17 protein-coding genes and 1 riboswitch are annotated in these 17,947 nt (G+C 66.9%); of the genes, 14 read left to right on the top strand and 3 right to left on the bottom strand.

Annotated elements, in window-relative coordinates; all coding sequences use genetic code 11:
• Positions 1–7 precede the first annotated feature (7 nt).
• Positions 8–97: riboswitch (yybP-ykoY riboswitch) on the top strand.
• Between the two features lie 89 nt (positions 98–186).
• Together AC5P8U_RS14705 and AC5P8U_RS14710 are read left to right on the top strand one after the other, a co-directional pair.
• Complete coding sequence (locus AC5P8U_RS14705; protein WP_447897564.1) at positions 187–762, top strand: manganese efflux pump MntP; 576 nt, start codon at positions 187–189, stop codon at positions 760–762.
• Between the two features lie 147 nt (positions 763–909).
• Positions 910–1,365, top strand: a complete 456-nt coding sequence (locus AC5P8U_RS14710) for an REP-associated tyrosine transposase (RefSeq protein ID WP_072168863.1) — start codon at positions 910–912, stop codon at positions 1,363–1,365.
• Between the two features lie 102 nt (positions 1,366–1,467).
• Here the strand turns inward: AC5P8U_RS14710 and AC5P8U_RS14715 are convergent, their stop codons facing one another.
• Together AC5P8U_RS14715 and acs are read right to left on the bottom strand one after the other, a co-directional pair.
• Positions 1,468–2,133: a response regulator transcription factor gene (locus tag AC5P8U_RS14715; RefSeq protein WP_005420420.1), complete on the bottom strand. Its 666-nt coding sequence runs from the start codon at positions 2,131–2,133 to the stop codon at positions 1,468–1,470.
• Positions 2,134–2,213: 80 nt separating this feature from the next.
• The gene (gene acs, locus AC5P8U_RS14720; RefSeq protein WP_228336662.1) at positions 2,214–4,157 is read right to left on the bottom strand and encodes an acetate--CoA ligase; all 1,944 of its coding nucleotides are present in this window, start codon (positions 4,155–4,157) and stop codon (positions 2,214–2,216) included.
• A 245-nt stretch (positions 4,158–4,402) separates the two neighbouring features.
• On the opposite strand from acs, the gene AC5P8U_RS14725 reads away from it, so the two are divergent.
• The 4 genes from AC5P8U_RS14725 to xth all read left to right on the top strand — a co-directional run bounded on the left by AC5P8U_RS14725 (position 4,403) and on the right by xth (position 10,183).
• A complete protein-coding gene (locus AC5P8U_RS14725; protein WP_057494015.1) occupies positions 4,403–5,830 on the top strand; it encodes a DcaP family trimeric outer membrane transporter in 1,428 nt (475 codons plus the stop codon).
• Between the two features lie 127 nt (positions 5,831–5,957).
• Positions 5,958–7,619 carry an MFS transporter gene (locus AC5P8U_RS14730; protein ID WP_005420402.1) on the top strand — a complete coding sequence of 554 codons (1,662 nt, stop codon included), beginning with the start codon at positions 5,958–5,960 and terminating at the stop codon, positions 7,617–7,619.
• A gap of 213 nt (positions 7,620–7,832) precedes the next feature.
• Positions 7,833–9,242 carry a coniferyl aldehyde dehydrogenase gene (locus AC5P8U_RS14735; RefSeq protein ID WP_447897515.1) on the top strand — a complete coding sequence of 470 codons (1,410 nt, stop codon included), beginning with the start codon at positions 7,833–7,835 and terminating at the stop codon, positions 9,240–9,242.
• A 173-nt stretch (positions 9,243–9,415) separates the two neighbouring features.
• Positions 9,416–10,183, top strand: coding sequence for an exodeoxyribonuclease III (gene xth, locus AC5P8U_RS14740; protein WP_005420392.1), 768 nt, complete (start codon positions 9,416–9,418; stop codon positions 10,181–10,183).
• A gap of 72 nt (positions 10,184–10,255) precedes the next feature.
• On the opposite strand, the gene AC5P8U_RS14745 is transcribed toward xth, so the two are convergent.
• A complete protein-coding gene (locus AC5P8U_RS14745) occupies positions 10,256–10,507 on the bottom strand; it encodes a GlsB/YeaQ/YmgE family stress response membrane protein (RefSeq protein ID WP_005411656.1) in 252 nt (83 codons plus the stop codon).
• Positions 10,508–10,591: 84 nt separating this feature from the next.
• Between AC5P8U_RS14745 and AC5P8U_RS14750 the strand changes: the two genes are divergently transcribed.
• From AC5P8U_RS14750 to AC5P8U_RS14785, 8 genes are all read left to right on the top strand, one after another.
• Positions 10,592–11,191, top strand: a complete 600-nt coding sequence (locus AC5P8U_RS14750; protein ID WP_061480448.1) for a 4'-phosphopantetheinyl transferase family protein — start codon at positions 10,592–10,594, stop codon at positions 11,189–11,191.
• Positions 11,192–11,230: 39 nt separating this feature from the next.
• Positions 11,231–11,869, top strand: coding sequence for a 16S rRNA (guanine(527)-N(7))-methyltransferase RsmG (gene rsmG / locus AC5P8U_RS14755; RefSeq protein WP_188241475.1), 639 nt, complete (start codon positions 11,231–11,233; stop codon positions 11,867–11,869).
• Positions 11,870–11,982: 113 nt separating this feature from the next.
• Positions 11,983–12,780 carry a ParA family protein gene (locus tag AC5P8U_RS14760; RefSeq protein ID WP_072167784.1) on the top strand — a complete coding sequence of 266 codons (798 nt, stop codon included), beginning with the start codon at positions 11,983–11,985 and terminating at the stop codon, positions 12,778–12,780.
• The gene (locus tag AC5P8U_RS14765) at positions 12,780–13,703 is read left to right on the top strand and encodes a ParB/RepB/Spo0J family partition protein (RefSeq protein WP_049415931.1); all 924 of its coding nucleotides are present in this window, start codon (positions 12,780–12,782) and stop codon (positions 13,701–13,703) included. The genes AC5P8U_RS14760 and AC5P8U_RS14765 overlap by 1 nt, the downstream gene beginning before the upstream one ends.
• An 85-nt stretch (positions 13,704–13,788) precedes the next feature.
• Positions 13,789–14,754, top strand: a complete 966-nt coding sequence (locus tag AC5P8U_RS14770) for an NAD-dependent epimerase/dehydratase family protein (RefSeq protein ID WP_154351647.1) — start codon at positions 13,789–13,791, stop codon at positions 14,752–14,754.
• A gap of 89 nt (positions 14,755–14,843) precedes the next feature.
• Positions 14,844–15,566, top strand: coding sequence for a glycosyltransferase family 2 protein (locus AC5P8U_RS14775; RefSeq protein ID WP_005420380.1), 723 nt, complete (start codon positions 14,844–14,846; stop codon positions 15,564–15,566).
• On the top strand, positions 15,566–15,913 hold the full coding sequence (locus tag AC5P8U_RS14780) for a lipid-A-disaccharide synthase N-terminal domain-containing protein (RefSeq protein WP_049415940.1): 348 nt from the start codon (positions 15,566–15,568) through the stop codon (positions 15,911–15,913). Before AC5P8U_RS14775 ends, AC5P8U_RS14780 begins: the two co-directional genes overlap by 1 nt.
• Positions 15,914–16,165: 252 nt before the next feature.
• Positions 16,166–17,938 (top strand): DUF885 domain-containing protein, encoded by a 1,773-nt coding sequence (locus tag AC5P8U_RS14785; RefSeq protein WP_252745421.1) that lies wholly within the window; start codon positions 16,166–16,168, stop codon positions 17,936–17,938.
• Positions 17,939–17,947: the final 9 nt, after the last annotated feature.

Here is a 17,947-nt window from a genome sequence, read left to right on the forward strand (position 1 = left end):
TTCGCGTCCCCTTGGGGAGTAGCCGGATTCCTTCGCAGGAATCGTCCACGTCAACATACTCGGCCAGTGCGCCGTGGCGTGGACAACCATGATGGTTGGCGAGACCAGCGGCCCGCGCGCGCAACGTCAGGTTGGGCGCGAGCGCCGGCCGTGCGTCCGTCCTAGCCCGACCTTCAGCAGTCGCCAATGTCCCCCATCTCGATCCTCCTGATCGGCTTTGCCATGTCCACCGATGCCTTTGCCGCCGCGATCGGCAAGGGCGCGGCCATGCGCAAGCCGGTGTTCCGCGATGCCTTGCGTGCCGGCATCATCTTCGGCGTCATCGAGGCGATCACGCCCATCATCGGCTGGCTGCTCGGCCGCGCCGCCCTGCAGTATGTCGAAGCCTTCGACCACTGGATCGCGTTCGGCCTGCTCGGCGCGCTGGGCATCCACATGATCTACAACGGCCTGCGCCCGGACAGTGCTGACGAAGACGAAGGCCCCTCGCAGCACCACGGCTTCTGGAAGCTGGCGTTGACCGGTTTCGCCACCAGCATCGATGCGATGGCGGTGGGCATCGGCCTGGCCTTCATGGACGTGCATATCGGCGTGATGGCCGCGGTCATCGGCCTGTGCACGCTGACCATGGTCACCGCCGGCATCATGCTCGGCCGCGTGCTGGGCAGCATGGTCGGCAAGCGTGCCGAGATCATCGGTGGCGTGATCCTGGTGATCATCGGCGCGACGATCCTGTACGAACACCTGCACGGCGTGGGGTGAGCAGGGAAACCTGTAGAGCCGAGCCCACGCTCGGCTGCTTTGCATGGCAGCCGAGCATGGGCTCGGCTCTACATCAGGGTGTTGGCTGACAAGCATTGCGGTGTTGCACTGATGGAGAGACTGGCATGCGTGCCATAGCCTCTTCGCATGGCCAGTCCCGCACTCCGTTATGGTCGTTGGTCGCATACCGGCAATGTCTATGCACTTACCACGGTGACGCATGCGCGTCGTCCCTGGTTCAGTGACAAGGCCAACGTCGATCTGCTGATCGAAGCCCTGCGCACCGTAGAGCGGACTGGGCGGACCTCCTCCCTCGCCTGGGTGGTGATGCCGGATCATCTGCACTGGCTGTTCGAACTCCGTACCGGCACGCTCGTCGGCTGCATGCAGATCCTCAAATCACGGAGCGGGCGTTCCATCGGCAGGCGCACTGAGGCGAACGCGCCGATCTGGCAGCCGGGATACTACGATCATGCGCTGCGCGGCGATGAGTGCCTGCGCACGCAGGCGATGTACATCGCGGCCAATCCCGTGCGTGCTGGGCTGGCCACGCGCATCGGGGAATACCCCTATGTGTGGAGTCGATGGTTGCTTGAGGAGTGATTGGTATTGAGGCAAAGAGCAGCCGAGCGTGGGCTCGGCTCTACAGGGGCATCATGACGTCTGTAGAGCCGAGCCCATGCTCGGCTCCGCAGTCCGTCACCTTCAGTCTTCTTCCGGCGGCAGCACGATGGCGTCGTCGTCGATCGCCAGCTTGCCGGCCATCAGCACGGCCTGGGTGCGGTTGGTCACGCCGAGCTTGCGCAGGATGGCGGTGACGTGGGCCTTGATCGTCGCTTCGGAGACGTTGAGGTCGTAGGCGATCTGCTTGTTCAAGCGGCCGGCGCCGAGCATCTGCAGGACGCGGAACTGCTGCGGGGTCAGCTCGCGCAGGCGCTGGCCGACTTCGCGTTCTTCGCTGCCGGTGGGCGGCACGTTGTGCGCTTCCGGCGGTGCCCAGGTCTCGCCATCGAGGATGGTGCCCAACGCATGGCCGATGGTGTCCGAATCCGCAGACTTCGGGATGAAGCCCAGCGCACCGTGGTCGAGCGCGCGGCGCATCACCGTGGCCTCTTCGCGCGCGGACACCACCACCACTGGCAGCTGGGGGTGCAGTGAGCGCATGTGCACCAGTGCGTTGAAACCCTGCGCACCGGGCATGTTGAGATCCATCAGGACCAGGTCGGCGTCGTTGTGCTGGTCGGCCAGCGCGTACAGCGCTTCCACGCTGTCGGCCTCGAACAGCTGCACGCCCGGGATGACCCGCTGCACGGCGCCGCGCAGGGCTTCGCGGAACAGCGGGTGGTCATCGGCAATCAGGAGGGTGGTCATGGTCGGGGGGAACCGTGGGGGAAAGCAGATGGGGTCAGAGCCCTTTCCTTGAGCAAAGGGATCCGACCCCGGGTCGTACGTCATCGCACCTTGCGCTCGTCCACCAGCGACGCCACCACCGATGGATCGGCCAGGGTCGAGGTGTCGCCGAGCTGGTCCGGTGCGTTCTCGGCGATCTTGCGCAGGATGCGGCGCATGATCTTGCCCGAGCGGGTCTTCGGCAGGCCCGGCGCCCACTGCAGGTGGTCCGGTGTGGCGATCGGGCCGATCTCCTTGCGCACCCAGGCGATCAGTTCCTTGTGCAGCTCATCGCTCGGCGCCTCTTCGGCCACCAGGGTGACGTAGGCGTAGATGCCCTGGCCCTTGACGTCGTGCGGGAAGCCCACGACCGCCGCTTCGGCCACCTTCGGATGCGAGACCAGCGCGCTTTCCACTTCGGCGGTGCCGATGCGGTGGCCGGACACATTGATCACATCGTCGACGCGGCCGGTGATCCAGTAATAGCCGTCCTCGTCGCGGCGGCAACCGTCGCCGGTGAAGTAGCTGCCGGGGTAGGTGCGGAAATACGTATCGATGAAACGCTGGTGGTCGCCGTACACCGTGCGCATCTGGCCCGGCCAGGAGTCACGGATGATCAGGTTGCCCTCGGTCGGGCCGTCCTGGATCTCGCCATCGGCATTGACCAGCGCCGGCTGCACGCCGAAGAAGGGCAGGGTGGCCGACCCCGGCTTGAGGTCCATCGCACCGGCCAGCGGCGAGATCAGGATGCCGCCGGTCTCGGTCTGCCACCAGGTATCGACGATCGGGCAGCGGCTGTCGCCGACCACTTCGTAGTACCAGCGCCAGGCTTCCGGGTTGATCGGCTCGCCGACGCTGCCGAGCAGGCGCAGCGACGCGCGCGAGGTCTTCTTCACCGGCTCCTCGCCCTCGCGCATCAGCGCACGGATGGCGGTCGGGGCGGTGTAGAAGATGGTCACCTTGTGCTTGTCGATGACGTTCCAGAAGCGCGAGGTGTCCGGATAGTTCGGCACGCCTTCGAACATCAGCGAGGTCGCACCGTTGGCCAGTGGCCCGTACACGATGTAGCTGTGGCCGGTGACCCAGCCGACGTCGGCGGTGCACCAGTAGATGTCGTCCTCGCGCAGGTCGAACACCGCTTCATGGGTGCAGGCCGCGTACAGCAGATAGCCGCCGGTGGTGTGCAGCACGCCCTTCGGCTTGCCGGTGGAACCGGAGGTGTAGAGGATGAACAGCGGATCTTCCGCGTTCATGCGTTCCGGTTCGCAGGTGGCCGGCTGGCTGTCCACCACATCGTGGAACCAGCGGTCGCGCGGGGCCTGCATGTCCACCGCGCCGCCGGTGTGGCGCACCACCAGCACGGTTTCAACCGTGTTCGTGCCCGGCAGCTTCAGCGCGGCATCAACGTTGGCCTTCAGCGGAATCCTGCGGCCACCGCGCAAGCCTTCGTCGGCGGTGATGATCAGCTTGCTCTGGCAGTCGCTGACGCGGTCGGCGATCGAGTTCGGCGCGAAGCCACCAAACACCACCGAGTGGATCGCACCGATGCGCGCGCAGGCCAGCATGGCCACCGCAGCATCGATGATCATCGGCAGGTAGATGGTGACGCGGTCGCCCTTTTTGACCCCGAGGTTGCGCAGCGCATTGCCGAGGCGGCAGGTGCGCTCATACAGCTCGCGATAGGTCACGTGCTGGGCCGGTGCATCCGGGCCGTCCGGCTCGAACAGCAGGGCGGTCTTGTCGCCGCGCGTCTCGAGCTGGCGATCCAGGCAGTTCACGCTGGCATTGAGCTCACCATCCTCGAACCACTTGATGTGGAAGTCGGACAGGTCGTAGCTGACGTTCTTGATCTTCGTCGGCTTGCGCATCCATTGCAGGCGCTCGGCGGCCTTGCCCCAGAATCCATCCGGGTCGGTTACCGACGCCTGGTACTGCTGTTCATAGGTCTTCTTGTCGATGCGTGCCTTGGCGGCGAACTGCGGATCGACGGGGTAGATATCAGCCATGGCACCCTCACTTGCACGTTGACTTTGTATGTGCGGTCGCAGCATCGCAACGACCAATCCCCCTCAGTTTGCCCCATCCACCCCCGGCCGCGTCACCACCCTGGTTAGACCATGGTCGAAAGTGAGCGCCCTGCAGGGCCGGGTTCGACCAATGGCGAATAGCCGCTATACATAATCGCCCCGCAGTCTCGGCTCGACCGTGCCCCACGCGCGGCATCACCTTGCCACTTGGGAGAGAGGGCAACATGAGCCACCGTACGTTGAAAGCCGTGCGCACACCTTTGGCGGCCTGCCTGCTGGTCGCCCTGGTCGCACCGGGCATGGCGTTCGCAGAGACCGCCAAAGAGAAGGCACTGGAAGCACGCGTTGCCGAACTGGAACGCCAGGTCCAGCTGCTGCTGTCTTCGCAGCAACAACAACAGACCCAGATCAGCCAGACCCAGCAGGCGGTGACCGAAGTCCGCACGGTGCAGGCCGGGCAGAAGCCGGTCGCACAGGTGCCGGCCGGCAAGCAGCCGATCCAGGTCACCACCCTCACCCCGGGCGCGGCACCGGGCACGACGGTCAAGATCGGCGGCTTCATCAAGGCCGACTTCCTGGCCACCCAGACCAGCGATGGCCAGCTGGCCGATGACGCCACCGGCCGCTCGCTGTACCTGCCGGGCCAGACCCCGGTGGAAGGCGCTGGCGGCAGCGGCAAGCGGTCGGGCACCGATTTCAACGCCCATGCCAAGTTCTCGCGCTTCAACCTGGGCATCGACAACGTCAGCGAATCGGGCAACAAGGCCGGTGCGTTCTTCGAGATGGACTTCTTCGGCAACTCGCTGGGCAACCAGACCGCCACCAATACCTACGGCGTGACCCTGCGCCACGCCTACATGTACTGGAACAACTGGCTGGCCGGCCAGACCTGGTCCAACTTCATGGACGCGGCCGCACTACCCGAAGCGGTCGACTTCGTCGGCCCCACCGACGGCGTGATCTTCGTGCGCCAGGCGCAGGTGCGCTACACCCAGGGTGGCTTCAGCGTCGCGCTGGAAAACCCGGAAACCACCACCCTCACCGGCACCCGCAACCCGGTCACCGGCGCCTGGACCAACGCCAGCGCCAACTCCGACCGTGGCAGCCTGCCCGACCTGACCCTGCGCTATGGTTGGAAGGGCGACTGGGGCACCTTCGGTGTCGGCGGCATCGTCCGCCAGTTGAAGGTCGACAACCAGGCGACCGGCGCGAAGGCCGACAAGGTGGCCGGCGGCCTGACCCTGGGCGGCAAGTGGGTGATGGGTGACAGCGATTCGCTGCATTACCAGCTGACCGGTGGCGAAGGCATCGCCCGCTACATCGGCCTGGGCATCACTGCCGACAGTGCCTATGACGTGGCCCGCGACGAACTCAACCCGACCGGCGTGCTGGCCGGCTATGTCGGCTGGCGGCATGCGTTCTCGCCGAAGCTGCGCACCAACCTGATCTACGCGCGCAGCGACTACGACAACGACAGCATCCTCGGCCCGCTGGTGACCAAGAGCGTGCAGAGCATCCGCGGCAACATCTTCTATTCGCCGCTGCCCAAGGTCGATATCGGCGCCGAGCTGATGTATGGCCGTCGCGAAGTGGAGAACGGCAACAAGGGTGACATCACCCGGTTGCAGTTCACTACGAAGTACAGCTTCTAGGAGCGTGCCGGCCAGCGGCCGGCACCTACCGAGATGGGGTGCCGGCCAAGGTCGGCATCTACCGAATTGAGTGCCGACCAACGGTCGGCACCCACCAACAACGATTGCTTCGGAGGGGAAGCGTCCCATGTCCAGTACACCCAGCACCGCACATAAAGCGGGCACCCTGACCAAGGGCCACAAGAAGGTCATCTTCGCCTCGAGCCTCGGCACGGTCTTCGAGTGGTATGACTTCTTCCTGTACGGCTCGCTCGCGGCCATCATCGCCAAGCAGTTCTTCAGTGGCGTCAATGAAACCACGGGCATGATCTTCGCCCTGCTGGCGTTCGCCGCCGGCTTTTTCGTGCGCCCGTTCGGCGCGGCCTTCTTCGGCAGCCTCGGCGACCGCATCGGCCGCAAGTACACCTTCCTGGTCACCATCCTGATCATGGGCATCTCGACCTTCCTGGTCGGCGTGCTGCCCAACTACGCCTCGATCGGGTTTGCCGCACCGGTGATCCTGATCATCCTGCGCCTGGCCCAGGGCCTGGCGATGGGCGGCGAGTACGGCGGTGCCGCCACCTATGTGGCCGAGCACGCGCCGGACGACAAGCGCGGCCTGTACACCAGCTTCATCCAGTGCACCGCCACGCTGGGCCTGTTCCTGTCGCTGCTGATCATCCTGGCCTGCCGCATGACCCTGGGCAACGAGGCGTTCGAGGCCTGGGGCTGGCGCATCCCGTTCCTGGTGTCGATCCTGCTGCTGGGCATTTCGGTATGGATCCGCCTGCAGCTGAGCGAATCGCCGCTGTTCCAGCAGATGAAGGCTGAAGGCAAGGGCTCCAAGACCCCGTTCCGCGACAGCCTGAAGGGCGGCAACCTGAAGCTGATGCTGCTCGTCCTGCTCGGTGCGGCGGCTGGCCAGGCCGTGGTCTGGTACGGCGGACAGTTCTACGCGCTGTTCTTCCTCAGCAGCATGCTGAAGGTCGATGCCACCACCTCCTACCTGCTGATCGCCGCAGCGCTGGCACTGGGCACGCCGTTCTTCATCTTCTTCGGCTGGCTGTCCGACCGCATCGGCCGCAAGAAGATCATCCTGGCCGGCTGCCTGCTGGCGGCCATCACCTACATCCCGATCTTCAAGGGCCTGACCCACTTCGCCAACCCGGCCATCGAAGAAGCCCGCAGCAGCTCCCCGGCACTGGTCGTCGCCGATCCGGCCACCTGCTCGTTCCAGTTCGATCCGGTGGGCCTGCGCAAGTTCACCAGCTCCTGCGACGTGGCGACCGCCGCGTTGACCAAGGCCGGTGTGCCGTACGACGTGCAGCCCGCCGCCGCCGGTTCGCTGGCGATGGTGAACGTGGGCAGTGCCAGCGTCACCTCGTATGAGGCCGCCGGCCTGACCAAGGAAGAAGGCAAGGCCAAGGCCGATGCGTTCGGCGCGGAACTGAAGACCGCCCTGACCTCTGCCGGCTACCCGGCCAAGGCCGATGGCGCACGCATCAACATCGCCGGCACCATCTTCATGCTGTGGCTGCTGGTGCTGTACGTGACCATGGTCTACGGCCCGATCGCCGCCTACCTGGTGGAACTGTTCCCGACCCGTATCCGCTACACCTCGATGTCGCTGCCGTACCACATCGGCAACGGCTGGTTCGGTGGCTTCCTGCCGGCCATCTCGTTCGCGCTGGTGGCCGGTACCGGCAACCTGTACTACGGCCTGTGGTACCCGATTGCGATCGCACTGATGTCGGTGGTGATCGGCGGCCTGTTCCTGCGCGAGACCAAGAACGTGGATATCACCAAGTAACCGGCGTGCCGACCAACGGTCGGCACCCACCGGGTTTCAGGGGCCGCGGTGCAGACCGCGGCCTTTCTGTTTGTGGACCGTGCCCACTCGGCTCGCATTCCGGTAGTGCCGGCCGCTGGCCGGCAACCCCATGAATCTTCGCAGACATGAACCCATTGCCGGCCAGCGGCCGGCACTACCATGGCGTTGCGCAGCACCCCGTATAGTCGGCCCATGACCATCACCGCCCCAGCCGACCTTCCCGCCATCCTGCACTCCCTGCGCAGCGCCTGGCAGTCGCAGCGCCCATCGCTGCACCAGCGCGAGGCCGACCTGCGCCGCCTGCGCGAGGCGCTGAAGCCACGCCTGGACGACATGGCCACGGCCATCGCCGAAGACTTCGGCCATCGCGCCCACGTTGAATCGAAACTGGCCGATGGCATGAGCGTGCTGTCGGCCATCGACCACCTGCGCCGCCACCTGCGGCGCTGGTCGAAGCCGCAGCGGGCATCGGCGGGCTGGAAGCTGTGGCCAGCGCGCGCGCAGCTGCGGCCGACGCCGCTGGGCGTGGTCGGGGTGATCTCGCCGTGGAACTACCCGGTCACGCTGGCATTGGTGCCTTTGGCCACCGCCATCGCTGCGGGCAACCACGTACTGCTGAAGCCTTCGGAACACACGCCGCGCACCAGCGCGTTCCTGGCCGATCTGCTGGCCAGCGTGTTCCCGCCCGATCGGGTGGCGGTGGTGCAGGGCGGGGCGGATGTGGCCGCGGCGGTGTCCTCGCTGCCGCTGGACCATCTGCTGTTCACCGGCTCGACGGCCGTGGGCCGCAAGGTGATGGCCGCCGCCGCCGAGCATCTGGTGCCGGTCACGCTGGAGCTGGGCGGCAAGTCGCCGGCCATCGTCTGCCGCGATTTTCCGCTGGACAAAGCCGCCGCGCGGCTGGCCACCGGCAAGTGGTTCAACGCGGGCCAGACCTGCATCGCGCCGGATTATGTGCTGATCGATACGGTCCGCCAGCGCGAGTTCGTACAGGCGCTGCAGCAGCAGGTGCGCGAACGCTATGGCGACTTCAGCAATGCCGACGACTACACGCGCATCATCAACGAGGGCCAGTACCAGCGCCTGCAGGGCTATCTGGTGCAGGCGCGCGAACGTGGCGTGCCGGTGATTCCGTTGGCGCAGGTGGATGAGGCGCGCGCCGACCGCGAGCGTCTGCTGGTGCCGACCGTGGTGCTGGACCCGCCCGACGATCTGGACCTGATGCGCGAGGAAATCTTCGGGCCGATCCTGCCGGTGCGGGCCTATCCGGATCTGGATGCCGCGCTGGCCGACGTGCTGTCCCGCGACCGGCCGCTGGCGCTGTATCCCTTCAGCCATGACACGGCCACGGTGGAGCGCATCCTCGGCCAGGTGGTGGCCGGTGGCGTGACGGTAAATGACACGTTGCTGCACTTCGCCGCCGATGGCCTGCCGTTTGGCGGGGTGGGGGCCAGCGGCATGGGCGCCTACCACGGCCGGGCCGGGTTCGATGCGATGAGCAAGCGGCTGGCGGTGCTGTGGCAATCGCGCTGGGCGGCCAGCGACCGGCTGCGGCCGCCGTATTCGAAGATTGCGGGTTTGTTGAAGCTGCTGCTGCGGTGAACCCAGGCAGGGCGTGGCTCTGCTGAATCAGGGCCCGGCCCGATTCTTCTGTAGAGCCGAGCCCACGCTCGGCTGCTCCTGGCTGTGCCTGGTCAATGCAGCCGAGCGTGGGCTCGGCTCTACACGGGAATCCGGCCCGAGCCCCATCCCGGCCACCCGGGTAGAATGCCCGCATGAAAATCGCCTCGTGGAACGTCAATTCGCTCAATGTCCGCCTGCCGCACCTGGAGCAGTGGCTCAAGGCGTTCGGCCCGGACATCGTCGGTATCCAGGAAACCAAGCTGGAGGACCACAAGTTCCCCGACTCTGCGCTGATCGCCGCCGGCTACCGCAGCGTGTTCGCCGGCCAGAAGACCTACAACGGCGTGGCGCTGCTGTCGCGTGAGCCTGCACAGGACGTGCAGATCGGCATTCCCGGCTTCGAGGACGAACAGAAGCGCGTCATCGCCGGTACCTTCGGCGACCTGCGGGTGATCAACCTGTACGTGGTCAACGGCCAGGACATCGGTACCGACAAGTACGAGTACAAGCTGCGCTGGCTTGAGGCGGTGCATGCCTGGATCGCCGAAGAACTGCAGCGCCACCCGAAGCTGATCGTGATGGGGGACTTCAACATTGCCCCGGACGCACGCGACGTGCACGACCCGGAGGTGTGGAACGACAACCACATCCTGACCTCCACCGCCGAGCGCGGCGCATTGAACAAGCTGCTGCAGCTGGGCCTGCACGATGGCTTCCGCCTGCACAACGACGAGGCGGGCACCTTCAGCTGGTGGGATTACCGCGCCGCCGGCTTCCGTCGCAACCTGGGCCTGCGCATCGACCTGACCCTGGTTTCCGATGCGCTGAAGAGCGGTGCGGTGGCCTCGGGCATCGACCGCGAGCCGCGCACCTGGGAACGCCCGAGCGACCATGCGCCGGCGTGGGTACAGATCGGTTGAATGAACGAGGCCCGGCGATTGCCGGGCCCGTTCTAAAAGGCCCGCCGGCCAGCGGCCGGCGTTACCGCCGCGTCAGCGTATGCTCTTGCGGGTGAACAGGTTGACGATCGCCAGCAGGATCACCGCACCGATCAGCGAGAACAGGAAGGTTCGAATGGTGATCGCTTCGTTGATGCCGCCGCCGAACAGCCAGCCGGAAATCAGCGCGCCGACGATGCCGACCACGATGTTGAGGATGATGCCCTGCTGGGCATCGCGCTTCATGATGATGCTGGCCAGCCAGCCTACGATGCCGCCGACGATCAGCCAGATGATGATGCCCATGATCGAACCTCCTGTGGGGAACGGTGACCAGTTGACGCGCACGGCCGTGAACCCGTCGTGCAATCGTGTGACGGGCGCGTGCGCATGAGCCTGCCAGCCACCCTCGACGGCCCGTGGCGCTTTGGTCCGGTGACGGTCTGGCGGCGCCCGCACGTGCCCGGCCATCGCGGCGAACCGCAGGCACGGCAGGTTCTGGCGCAGGCCCTCGGGGCCGATCCGGAGACGCTGCCGCTGGTCCGCGATGACAAGGGCCGGCCGGAACTGAGCGGCGCATTGGCCCACTACGGCACTGGCTGGAGCCACAGCGGCGAGGTGCTGCTGGTGGCGCTGGGCGAAGGCGTGCGGCTGGGCGTGGACCTGGAACTGCTGCGGCCGCGCGCCCGCCTGCTGGAGATCGTGCAGCGCTTCTTCCACCCGGAGGAGGTGGCGTGGCTGGAAAGCCTGGACCAGGCCGACCGCGAACACTGGTTCTTCCGCGTGTGGTGCGCCAAGGAAGCGATGCTGAAGGCGCACGGCCAGGGTATCTCGTTCGGCCTGCACCGCCTGCAGCTGGCGCCGGGGGCCGATGGCGCCCTGCACCTGCGCTGGTGCGACCCGGAACTGGGCGAGGCCGCGCGCTGGCACCTGCACGAATGGCAGGCCACCGGTCAGTTCCGGGCGGCGTTGGCCTGGTATCCGCACTGAGGCGGGGAATCAGCGCGCAAAACCGGCGATAATGCCGGCATGAGCGAACACCCACTTCCCGCCAGCGTGGCTGCCACGCTGGAACAGGGCCTGGCCAGCATGGGCCTGGATGCCGCGCTGGCGCTGCCGCTGCTGCGCTACCTGGCCCTGCTGCACCGCTGGAACGGCACCTACAACCTCACCGCCATCCGCGACCCGCAGGAGATGGTCACCCGCCACCTGCTCGACTCGCTGGCGATGCAGCCGTTCGTGGCCGATGGCAGCCTGGCCGACCTCGGCACCGGGCCCGGGCTGCCCGGCATCCCGCTGGCCATCGCCTGCCCGGGCCTGCAGGTGACCCTGGTCGAGAGCAATGGCAAGAAGGCGCGCTTCATGCGCGAGGCCGTGCGCCAGCTCGGCCTGGGCAATGCCCGCGTGGCCGAATCGCGCGCCGAGGCGCTGGACGAGGCCGGCCGTTACGACCAGCTGACCGCGCGCGCAATGGATACCCTGGCCGGCATCGTCCGCGTCGGTGGCCATCTGCTGCGCCCCGGTGGCGTGCTGCTGGCCATGAAGGGCGTCTACCCGCATGAGGAGATCGCGGAACTGCCGGCGGGCTGGCAGGTGCGCGAGGTGACCCCGCTGAGCGTGCCCGGCCTGGCCGGCGAACGCCACCTGGTCACCGTTACAGGTCCCTGATTCCCGCCGCCAGCCCTTTGTGGAACAACGGGTTGGCGATCCACGATTTCCGCAAGGGGCCGGTTGTACGCATAATGACCGGTCCCAACCATCCGTCGACGAGGCACACCCGCATGGCCCGCATCATCGCCATCGCCAACCAGAAGGGTGGCGTCGGCAAGACCACGACCGCCGTCAACCTGGCCGCTTCCCTGGCCAACGCACCCAAGCGTGTGCTGCTGGTCGACCTCGATTCGCAGGGCAACGCGACCATGGGCAGCGGCGTGGACAAGCGTGAGCTGGCCGCCTCCACCTACGATCTGCTGCTGGGCGAGAACAGCGCCGCCGACGTGCGCGTGCAGACCGCCGAAGGCTACGACCTGTTGCCCGGCAACATCGACCTGACCGCCGCCGAGATCCAGCTGATGGCGCAGAGCGAGCGCGAGCAGCGGCTGAAGCGCGCGCTGGCACCGATCCGCGACGAGTACGACTACATCCTGATCGACTGCCCGCCGGCGCTGTCGCTGCTGACGCTCAACGCGCTGGCCGCCGCCGATTCGGTGATCGTGCCGATGCAGTGCGAGTACTACGCCCTGGAAGGCCTGAGCGCGCTGGTGGAAACCATCGAAGCGCTGCGTGCCGACCTCAATCCGGCGCTGGAGATCGAAGGCGTGCTGCGCACCATGTTCGATGTGCGCAACAACCTGGCCAACGCGGTGTCGGCCGAGCTCACCGAGCACTTCGGCGATCGCGTGTTCCGCACCATCGTGCCGCGCAACGTGCGCCTGGCCGAGGCACCCAGCCATGGCCAGAGCATCGTCGGCTACGACCGCGCCTCGCGCGGTGGCGTGGCCTACCTGGGCCTGGCCGGCGAGATCATCCGCCGCAACAACGAACGCAACAAGGCCACCAAGGCCGTGGAGACCGTCTGATGACCAGCAGCAAGCCGGCAGCCAAGAAGCGAGGCCTCGGCCGTGGCCTGGACGCGCTGCTGGGCCCGAAGGGCGCGGTCAGCCAGGTGCAGGCCACCACGGCGGTGATCGAGCCGCTGCCGGGGGAAGTGCTGCGCAAGTTGCCGGTCGGCCAGCTGCAGCCGGGCAAATACCAGCCGCGCCGCGAGATGGACGAGGGCAAGCTGTCCGAGCTGGCCGACTCGATCAAGTCGCAGGGCGTGATCCAGCCGATCCTGGTGCGCCAGCTGCCGGCGGGCAACTACGAAATCGTCGCCGGTGAACGCCGCTGGCGCGCATCGCAGCTGGCCGGGCTGGACGAAGTGCCGGTGGTGGTGCGCGAGCTGGAAGACCGCACCGTCATCGCGATGGCGCTGATCGAGAACATCCAGCGCGAAGACCTCAACCCGCTGGAAGAAGCCGAAGCGCTGCAGCGCCTGATCAGCGAGTTCACCCTCACCCATGCCGAGGCCGCCGAGGCCGTCGGCCGCTCGCGCGCGGCGGTGTCCAACCTGCTGCGCCTGCTGGAACTGCCGGTGGCGATCCGCCTGCTGCTGGAAACCCGCCGCCTGGAAATGGGGCATGCCCGTGCGCTGCTGACCCTGGCCCCCGAACTGGCCGGCAAGCTGGCCCAGGAAGCGGCCGACGAAGGCTGGTCGGTGCGCGAGGTCGAGCGGCGCGCGCAGGCCTTCGCCGCCGGCAAGGTGCCGAGCAGCCGTCCGGTGGCCACGCCGAAGGTGCAGCAGGCCGACATCGCCTCGCTGGAAACCGAGCTGTCCGAAGCGCTCGGCGCCAAGGTGGCGATCAGCCACGGCCGTGGCGGCAAGGGCAAGCTGATCATCCACTACACCGACCTGGACACCCTGGACGGCGTGCTGGAAAAACTGCGCACGCGCCAGGGCTGAGCCCGGCGCCACATCACGCCGGCCGACGCATCCCCGCGACGTCGGCCACGCCGATGGCAGCGGGGTGCTTTGATCGAGACCCGCGATGACCATCCTGCTCACCGGCGCTGCCGGCTTCATCGGTGCCTACACCGCCCGCGCGCTGCTGGAGGCCGGCCAGGCCGTGGTCGGTCTGGACAACTTCAACGATTACTACGACCCGCAGATCAAGCGTGACCGCGTGGCCGCGCTGTGTCCGGCGCTTGACCTGCGCACCTTGGACCTGACCGACCGCGAAGGCCTGGCCGCGCTGTTCGACGAGGTGCAGCCGACCGCGGTGATCCACCTGGCCGCGCAGGCCGGCGTGCGCTATTCGCTGGAAAACCCGCATGCCTACGTCGACAGCAACCTGGTCGGCTTCGTCAACATGCTCGAGCTGTGCCGCCACCGTGGCGTGCAGCACCTGGTGTACGCCTCCAGCAGTTCGGTCTACGGCGATTCGGCCACGCCGCCGTTCTCCGAAGACCAGCGCGTGGACCAGCCGCGCTCGCTGTACGCGGCGACCAAGGCCGCCAACGAGCTGATGGCCTACACTTACGCGCAGCTGTACGGCCTGCATGCCACCGGGCTGCGCTTCTTCACCGTGTATGGCCCGTGGGGCCGGCCGGACATGGCACCGCTGCTGTTCTCGCGCGCGGTGCTGGCCGGTCGGCCGATCGACGTGTTCAACGAAGGCCGCATGCAGCGCGATTTCACACATGTCTCCGACATCGTCTCCGGTATCCTCGGCGCCCTCGCGCATCCGGCCGACGGTCCGGTGCCGCACCGGGTGTTCAACCTCGGCAACCATACGCCGGTCGAGCTGGAGCGCTTCATCAGCGTGATCGAGCAGGCCGCCGGCCGCCCCGCGCAGAAGGTCTACAAGCCCATGCAGCCCGGCGACATGGTGCGCACGATGGCCGATACCCGGCGCGCACATGACGCTTTCGGCTTCGATGCGGTGACCCCGATCGAACAAGGCCTGCCGCCTGTGGTGCAGTGGTGCCGCGAGTATTTTGGTGATCGCGCCTGAGGACGGATCCTCACGCCGCCGGGTTCATCTTCGGATAACCTCGGTTTCGGAGAATGCGCGGTCTTTGTCCCCCTTTGGCCGAGTGCCTTATGAGCCAACCCGAGCTTTCCGTTGTCGTCCCGGTGTTCAACGAGCGCGACAATGTTGCCCCGCTGGTCGCCGAAATCACCGCTGCGCTGCGTGGCCGGCTGCCGTTCGAGATCGTCTACATCGACGATCACTCGCGCGATGACACCCTGGCCGTGTTGCAGGGACTGAAGGCGACCACGCCGGAACTGCGGGTGCTGCACCACGTGAACCAGAGCGGGCAGAGCACCGCCGTGCGGACCGGCGTCAAGCATGCGCGGGCGCCGTGGATCGCCACCCTGGATGGCGATGGCCAGAACGATCCGGCCGATATTCCCAAGCTGCTCGCCGCACGCGACGCCGCCGAGGCGCAGGTGAAGCTGTTCGCCGGCTGGCGCGTCAACCGCCAGGACAGCGGCAGCAAGCGCTGGGCCAGCAAGTGGGCCAACGCCATCCGTGCGCGCATGCTGCGCGACGACACGCCCGACACCGGTTGCGGCATCAAGCTGTTCGAACGCAGCGCGTTCCTCGACCTGCCGTACTTCGACCACATGCACCGTTACCTGCCGGCGCTGATGCAGCGTGCCGGCTGGAAGACCACCAGCGTGCCGGTCAATCACCGCCACCGTACCGCCGGCGTGTCCAAGTACAACAACCTCGGCCGCGCGCTGGTCGGCATCCGCGACCTGCGTGGCGTGGCCTGGCTGATCACCCGAAGCAAGCGCACCGCGGTGGAGGAGCGCTGATGGATCTGGAGCTGCACTGGCTGGATCAGCCCTTGACCTGGCTGTACTGGACCGGCCTGCATGTGACCGGCTGGAAGCTGATCGGCTACACCGGCGCACTGATGTTCGGCGGCCGCTGGCTGGTCCAGTTCATTGCCTCCAAGCGTGCCGGCAAGCCGGTCATCCCGCGCCTGTTCTGGTACATGAGCGTGATCGGCAGCCTGATGACGCTGAGCTACTTCCTGTTCTCGGCCAAGCAGGACTCGGTGGGCGTGCTGCAGAACCTGTTCCCGGCGTTTACCGCCCTGTACAGCCTGCACCTGGATATCAAGCACCGCGGCTGGAAGCGCGACAGGGCCAGCCACTGAGGCTGCGCCGGGATGCGGTCTGCCGTGGGTAGAGTCGACTGTCAGTCGACTTTCGCGCGGAGCGCGGGCTTTGCCACGTCTGGCCGAAGAGCAGCCGACTAGCAGTCGGCTCTACCACGCGCCTTCGGCGCTGGGGCCCCGGCCTGCGGCCGGTTCCCGGTCCTGCCTAAGCTGCAGGCAGGACCTTCGTCCCATGCCATGAGCCGTGGGCGGTGCCATCATCGGGGCCTGCCTTCCCGGGAACCTGTGCTCGTGAAAACCCGTCTTGCCGTTGCCCTGCTGATCGCCCTGTCCGCTCCCGCCGTGGCCCTGGCCGCGCCGCCCGCCGCCGCCGCGCCCGCCAGCGTGGCCACCGAATCGCCCGCGGATGCCGCCTTCCGCGCGCTGTACGAGAAGGAATGGAAGTGGCGCCAGCAGGGAGGTGGTGAAGCCAGCGAGGACGAAGACGCGCCCGCCAACGCCACCCGCATGCCCGACGTCGGCCCGGCCGCGCAGCAGGCACGCCTGAAGGTGTGGGACGAGACCCTGGCCGCGCTGAAGAAGATCGACCCGAAGACCCTGTCGCCGGACAACCAGGTCAACTACGCGATCTACCACGACCAGGTGTTCAACCTGGCCGAAGAGACGCGCCTGCGCGGCTACGAAATGCCGTTCAACGCCGATTCCTCGTTCTGGTCCAACCTGTCCTTCATGGCCCGGCGCGAGATGAAGACCGTGCAGGACTACCAGAACTACATCGCACGGCTGAACGACGTGCCGCGTTACTTCGGCCAGCAGACCGAGAACATGCGCGCCGGCCTGAAGCGCGGCTTCAGCGTGCCGCGCGCGGTGCTGGATGGCCGCGAAGTGTCCATCGCCACCGTCGCCGAGCTGAAGGACCCGACCGAATCGCCGCTGTACGCGCCGTTCAAGAAGCTGCCCAACAGCATCCCGGCCGCCGAACAGGCCAGGCTGCAGGCGCAGGCGCGTGAAGCGATCAGCGGCAAGGTGGTGCCGGCGTTCCAGCAGCTGCGCACCTTCTTCGTCAACGAGTACGTGCCGCAGGCGCGCACCACCCTGGCCGCCGAAGCGATGCCCGATGGCAAGGCCTACTACAGGCAGCAGATCCACGAGTACACCACGCTGGACCTGTCGCCGGACGAGATCCATCGCATCGGCCTGGAGGAAGTCGCACGCATCCAGGGCGAGATGAACGCCATCATCAAGCAGGTGAAGTTCAAGGGCAGCTTCGCCGAGTTCCTGACCTTCCTGCGTACCGATCCGCAGTTCTATGCGAAGACGCCGGAAGAGCTGCTGTCGCGCGCCGCGTGGATCTCCAAGCGCGCCGATGGCCAGCTGGGCAAGTACATGACGTTGCCGCGCGCGCGCTTCACCATCGTGCCGGTGCCGCCGGACATCGCACCGTTCTGGACCGCCGGCCGCGGTGGCATGGGCACCTACTGGCTCAACACCTACAACCTGCCGTCGCGCCCGCTGTACAACCTGCCGGCACTGACCCTGCATGAATCCGATCCGGGCCATTCGCTGCAGGGCGCGATCGCCGCCGAGCAGAAGAACCTGCCCGAGTTCCGCCGCAACGCCTACATCTCCGCCTATGGCGAAGGCTGGGCGCTGTACTGCGAGAAGCTGGGCGTGGAGATGGGCATCTACGAAACCCCGTACGAGGATTTCGGCCGCCTGACCTACGAGATGTGGCGCGCCGCGCGCCTGGTGATCGACACCGGCGTGCACAGCAAGGGCTGGACCCGCGAGCAGGCGCTGGCCTACCTGCGTGACCACACCGCGCTGAGCGAGCATGAAGTGACCACCGAAGTGGACCGCTATATTTCCTGGCCGGGCCAGGCGCTGAGCTACAAGCTGGGCGAAATCGCCATCGTGCGCCTGCGTGCGCAGGCCGAGAAGGAGCTGGGCGACAAGTTCGACATCAAGGGCTTCCACGACACCCTGCTCAAGCAGGGCTCGGTGCCGCTGCCGGTGCTGGAACAGCAGATCCAGGCCTACATCGCCGAGCGCAAGAAGGCCTGACCGGTACCG

The organism is Stenotrophomonas sp. YJH_SMC_81 (assembly GCF_059370875.1).

What these genes read in the sequence shown, in the direction of transcription:
- AC5P8U_RS14705 (WP_447897564.1), top strand. Translation starts at nt 187, where the DNA reads ATGTCCCCCATCTCGATCCTCCTGATCGGCTTTGCCATGTCCACCGAT.
- AC5P8U_RS14710 (WP_072168863.1), top strand. Translation starts at nt 910, where the DNA reads ATGGCCAGTCCCGCACTCCGTTATGGTCGTTGGTCGCATACCGGCAAT.
- AC5P8U_RS14715 (WP_005420420.1), bottom strand. Translation starts at nt 2,133, where the DNA reads ATGACCACCCTCCTGATTGCCGATGACCACCCGCTGTTCCGCGAAGCC.
- acs (WP_228336662.1), bottom strand. Translation starts at nt 4,157, where the DNA reads ATGGCTGATATCTACCCCGTCGATCCGCAGTTCGCCGCCAAGGCACGC.
- AC5P8U_RS14725 (WP_057494015.1), top strand. Translation starts at nt 4,403, where the DNA reads ATGAGCCACCGTACGTTGAAAGCCGTGCGCACACCTTTGGCGGCCTGC.
- AC5P8U_RS14730 (WP_005420402.1), top strand. Translation starts at nt 5,958, where the DNA reads ATGTCCAGTACACCCAGCACCGCACATAAAGCGGGCACCCTGACCAAG.
- AC5P8U_RS14735 (WP_447897515.1), top strand. Translation starts at nt 7,833, where the DNA reads ATGACCATCACCGCCCCAGCCGACCTTCCCGCCATCCTGCACTCCCTG.
- xth (WP_005420392.1), top strand. Translation starts at nt 9,416, where the DNA reads ATGAAAATCGCCTCGTGGAACGTCAATTCGCTCAATGTCCGCCTGCCG.
- AC5P8U_RS14745 (WP_005411656.1), bottom strand. Translation starts at nt 10,507, where the DNA reads ATGGGCATCATCATCTGGCTGATCGTCGGCGGCATCGTAGGCTGGCTG.
- AC5P8U_RS14750 (WP_061480448.1), top strand. Translation starts at nt 10,592, where the DNA reads ATGAGCCTGCCAGCCACCCTCGACGGCCCGTGGCGCTTTGGTCCGGTG.
- rsmG (WP_188241475.1), top strand. Translation starts at nt 11,231, where the DNA reads ATGAGCGAACACCCACTTCCCGCCAGCGTGGCTGCCACGCTGGAACAG.
- AC5P8U_RS14760 (WP_072167784.1), top strand. Translation starts at nt 11,983, where the DNA reads ATGGCCCGCATCATCGCCATCGCCAACCAGAAGGGTGGCGTCGGCAAG.
- AC5P8U_RS14765 (WP_049415931.1), top strand. Translation starts at nt 12,780, where the DNA reads ATGACCAGCAGCAAGCCGGCAGCCAAGAAGCGAGGCCTCGGCCGTGGC.
- AC5P8U_RS14770 (WP_154351647.1), top strand. Translation starts at nt 13,789, where the DNA reads ATGACCATCCTGCTCACCGGCGCTGCCGGCTTCATCGGTGCCTACACC.
- AC5P8U_RS14775 (WP_005420380.1), top strand. Translation starts at nt 14,844, where the DNA reads ATGAGCCAACCCGAGCTTTCCGTTGTCGTCCCGGTGTTCAACGAGCGC.
- AC5P8U_RS14780 (WP_049415940.1), top strand. Translation starts at nt 15,566, where the DNA reads ATGGATCTGGAGCTGCACTGGCTGGATCAGCCCTTGACCTGGCTGTAC.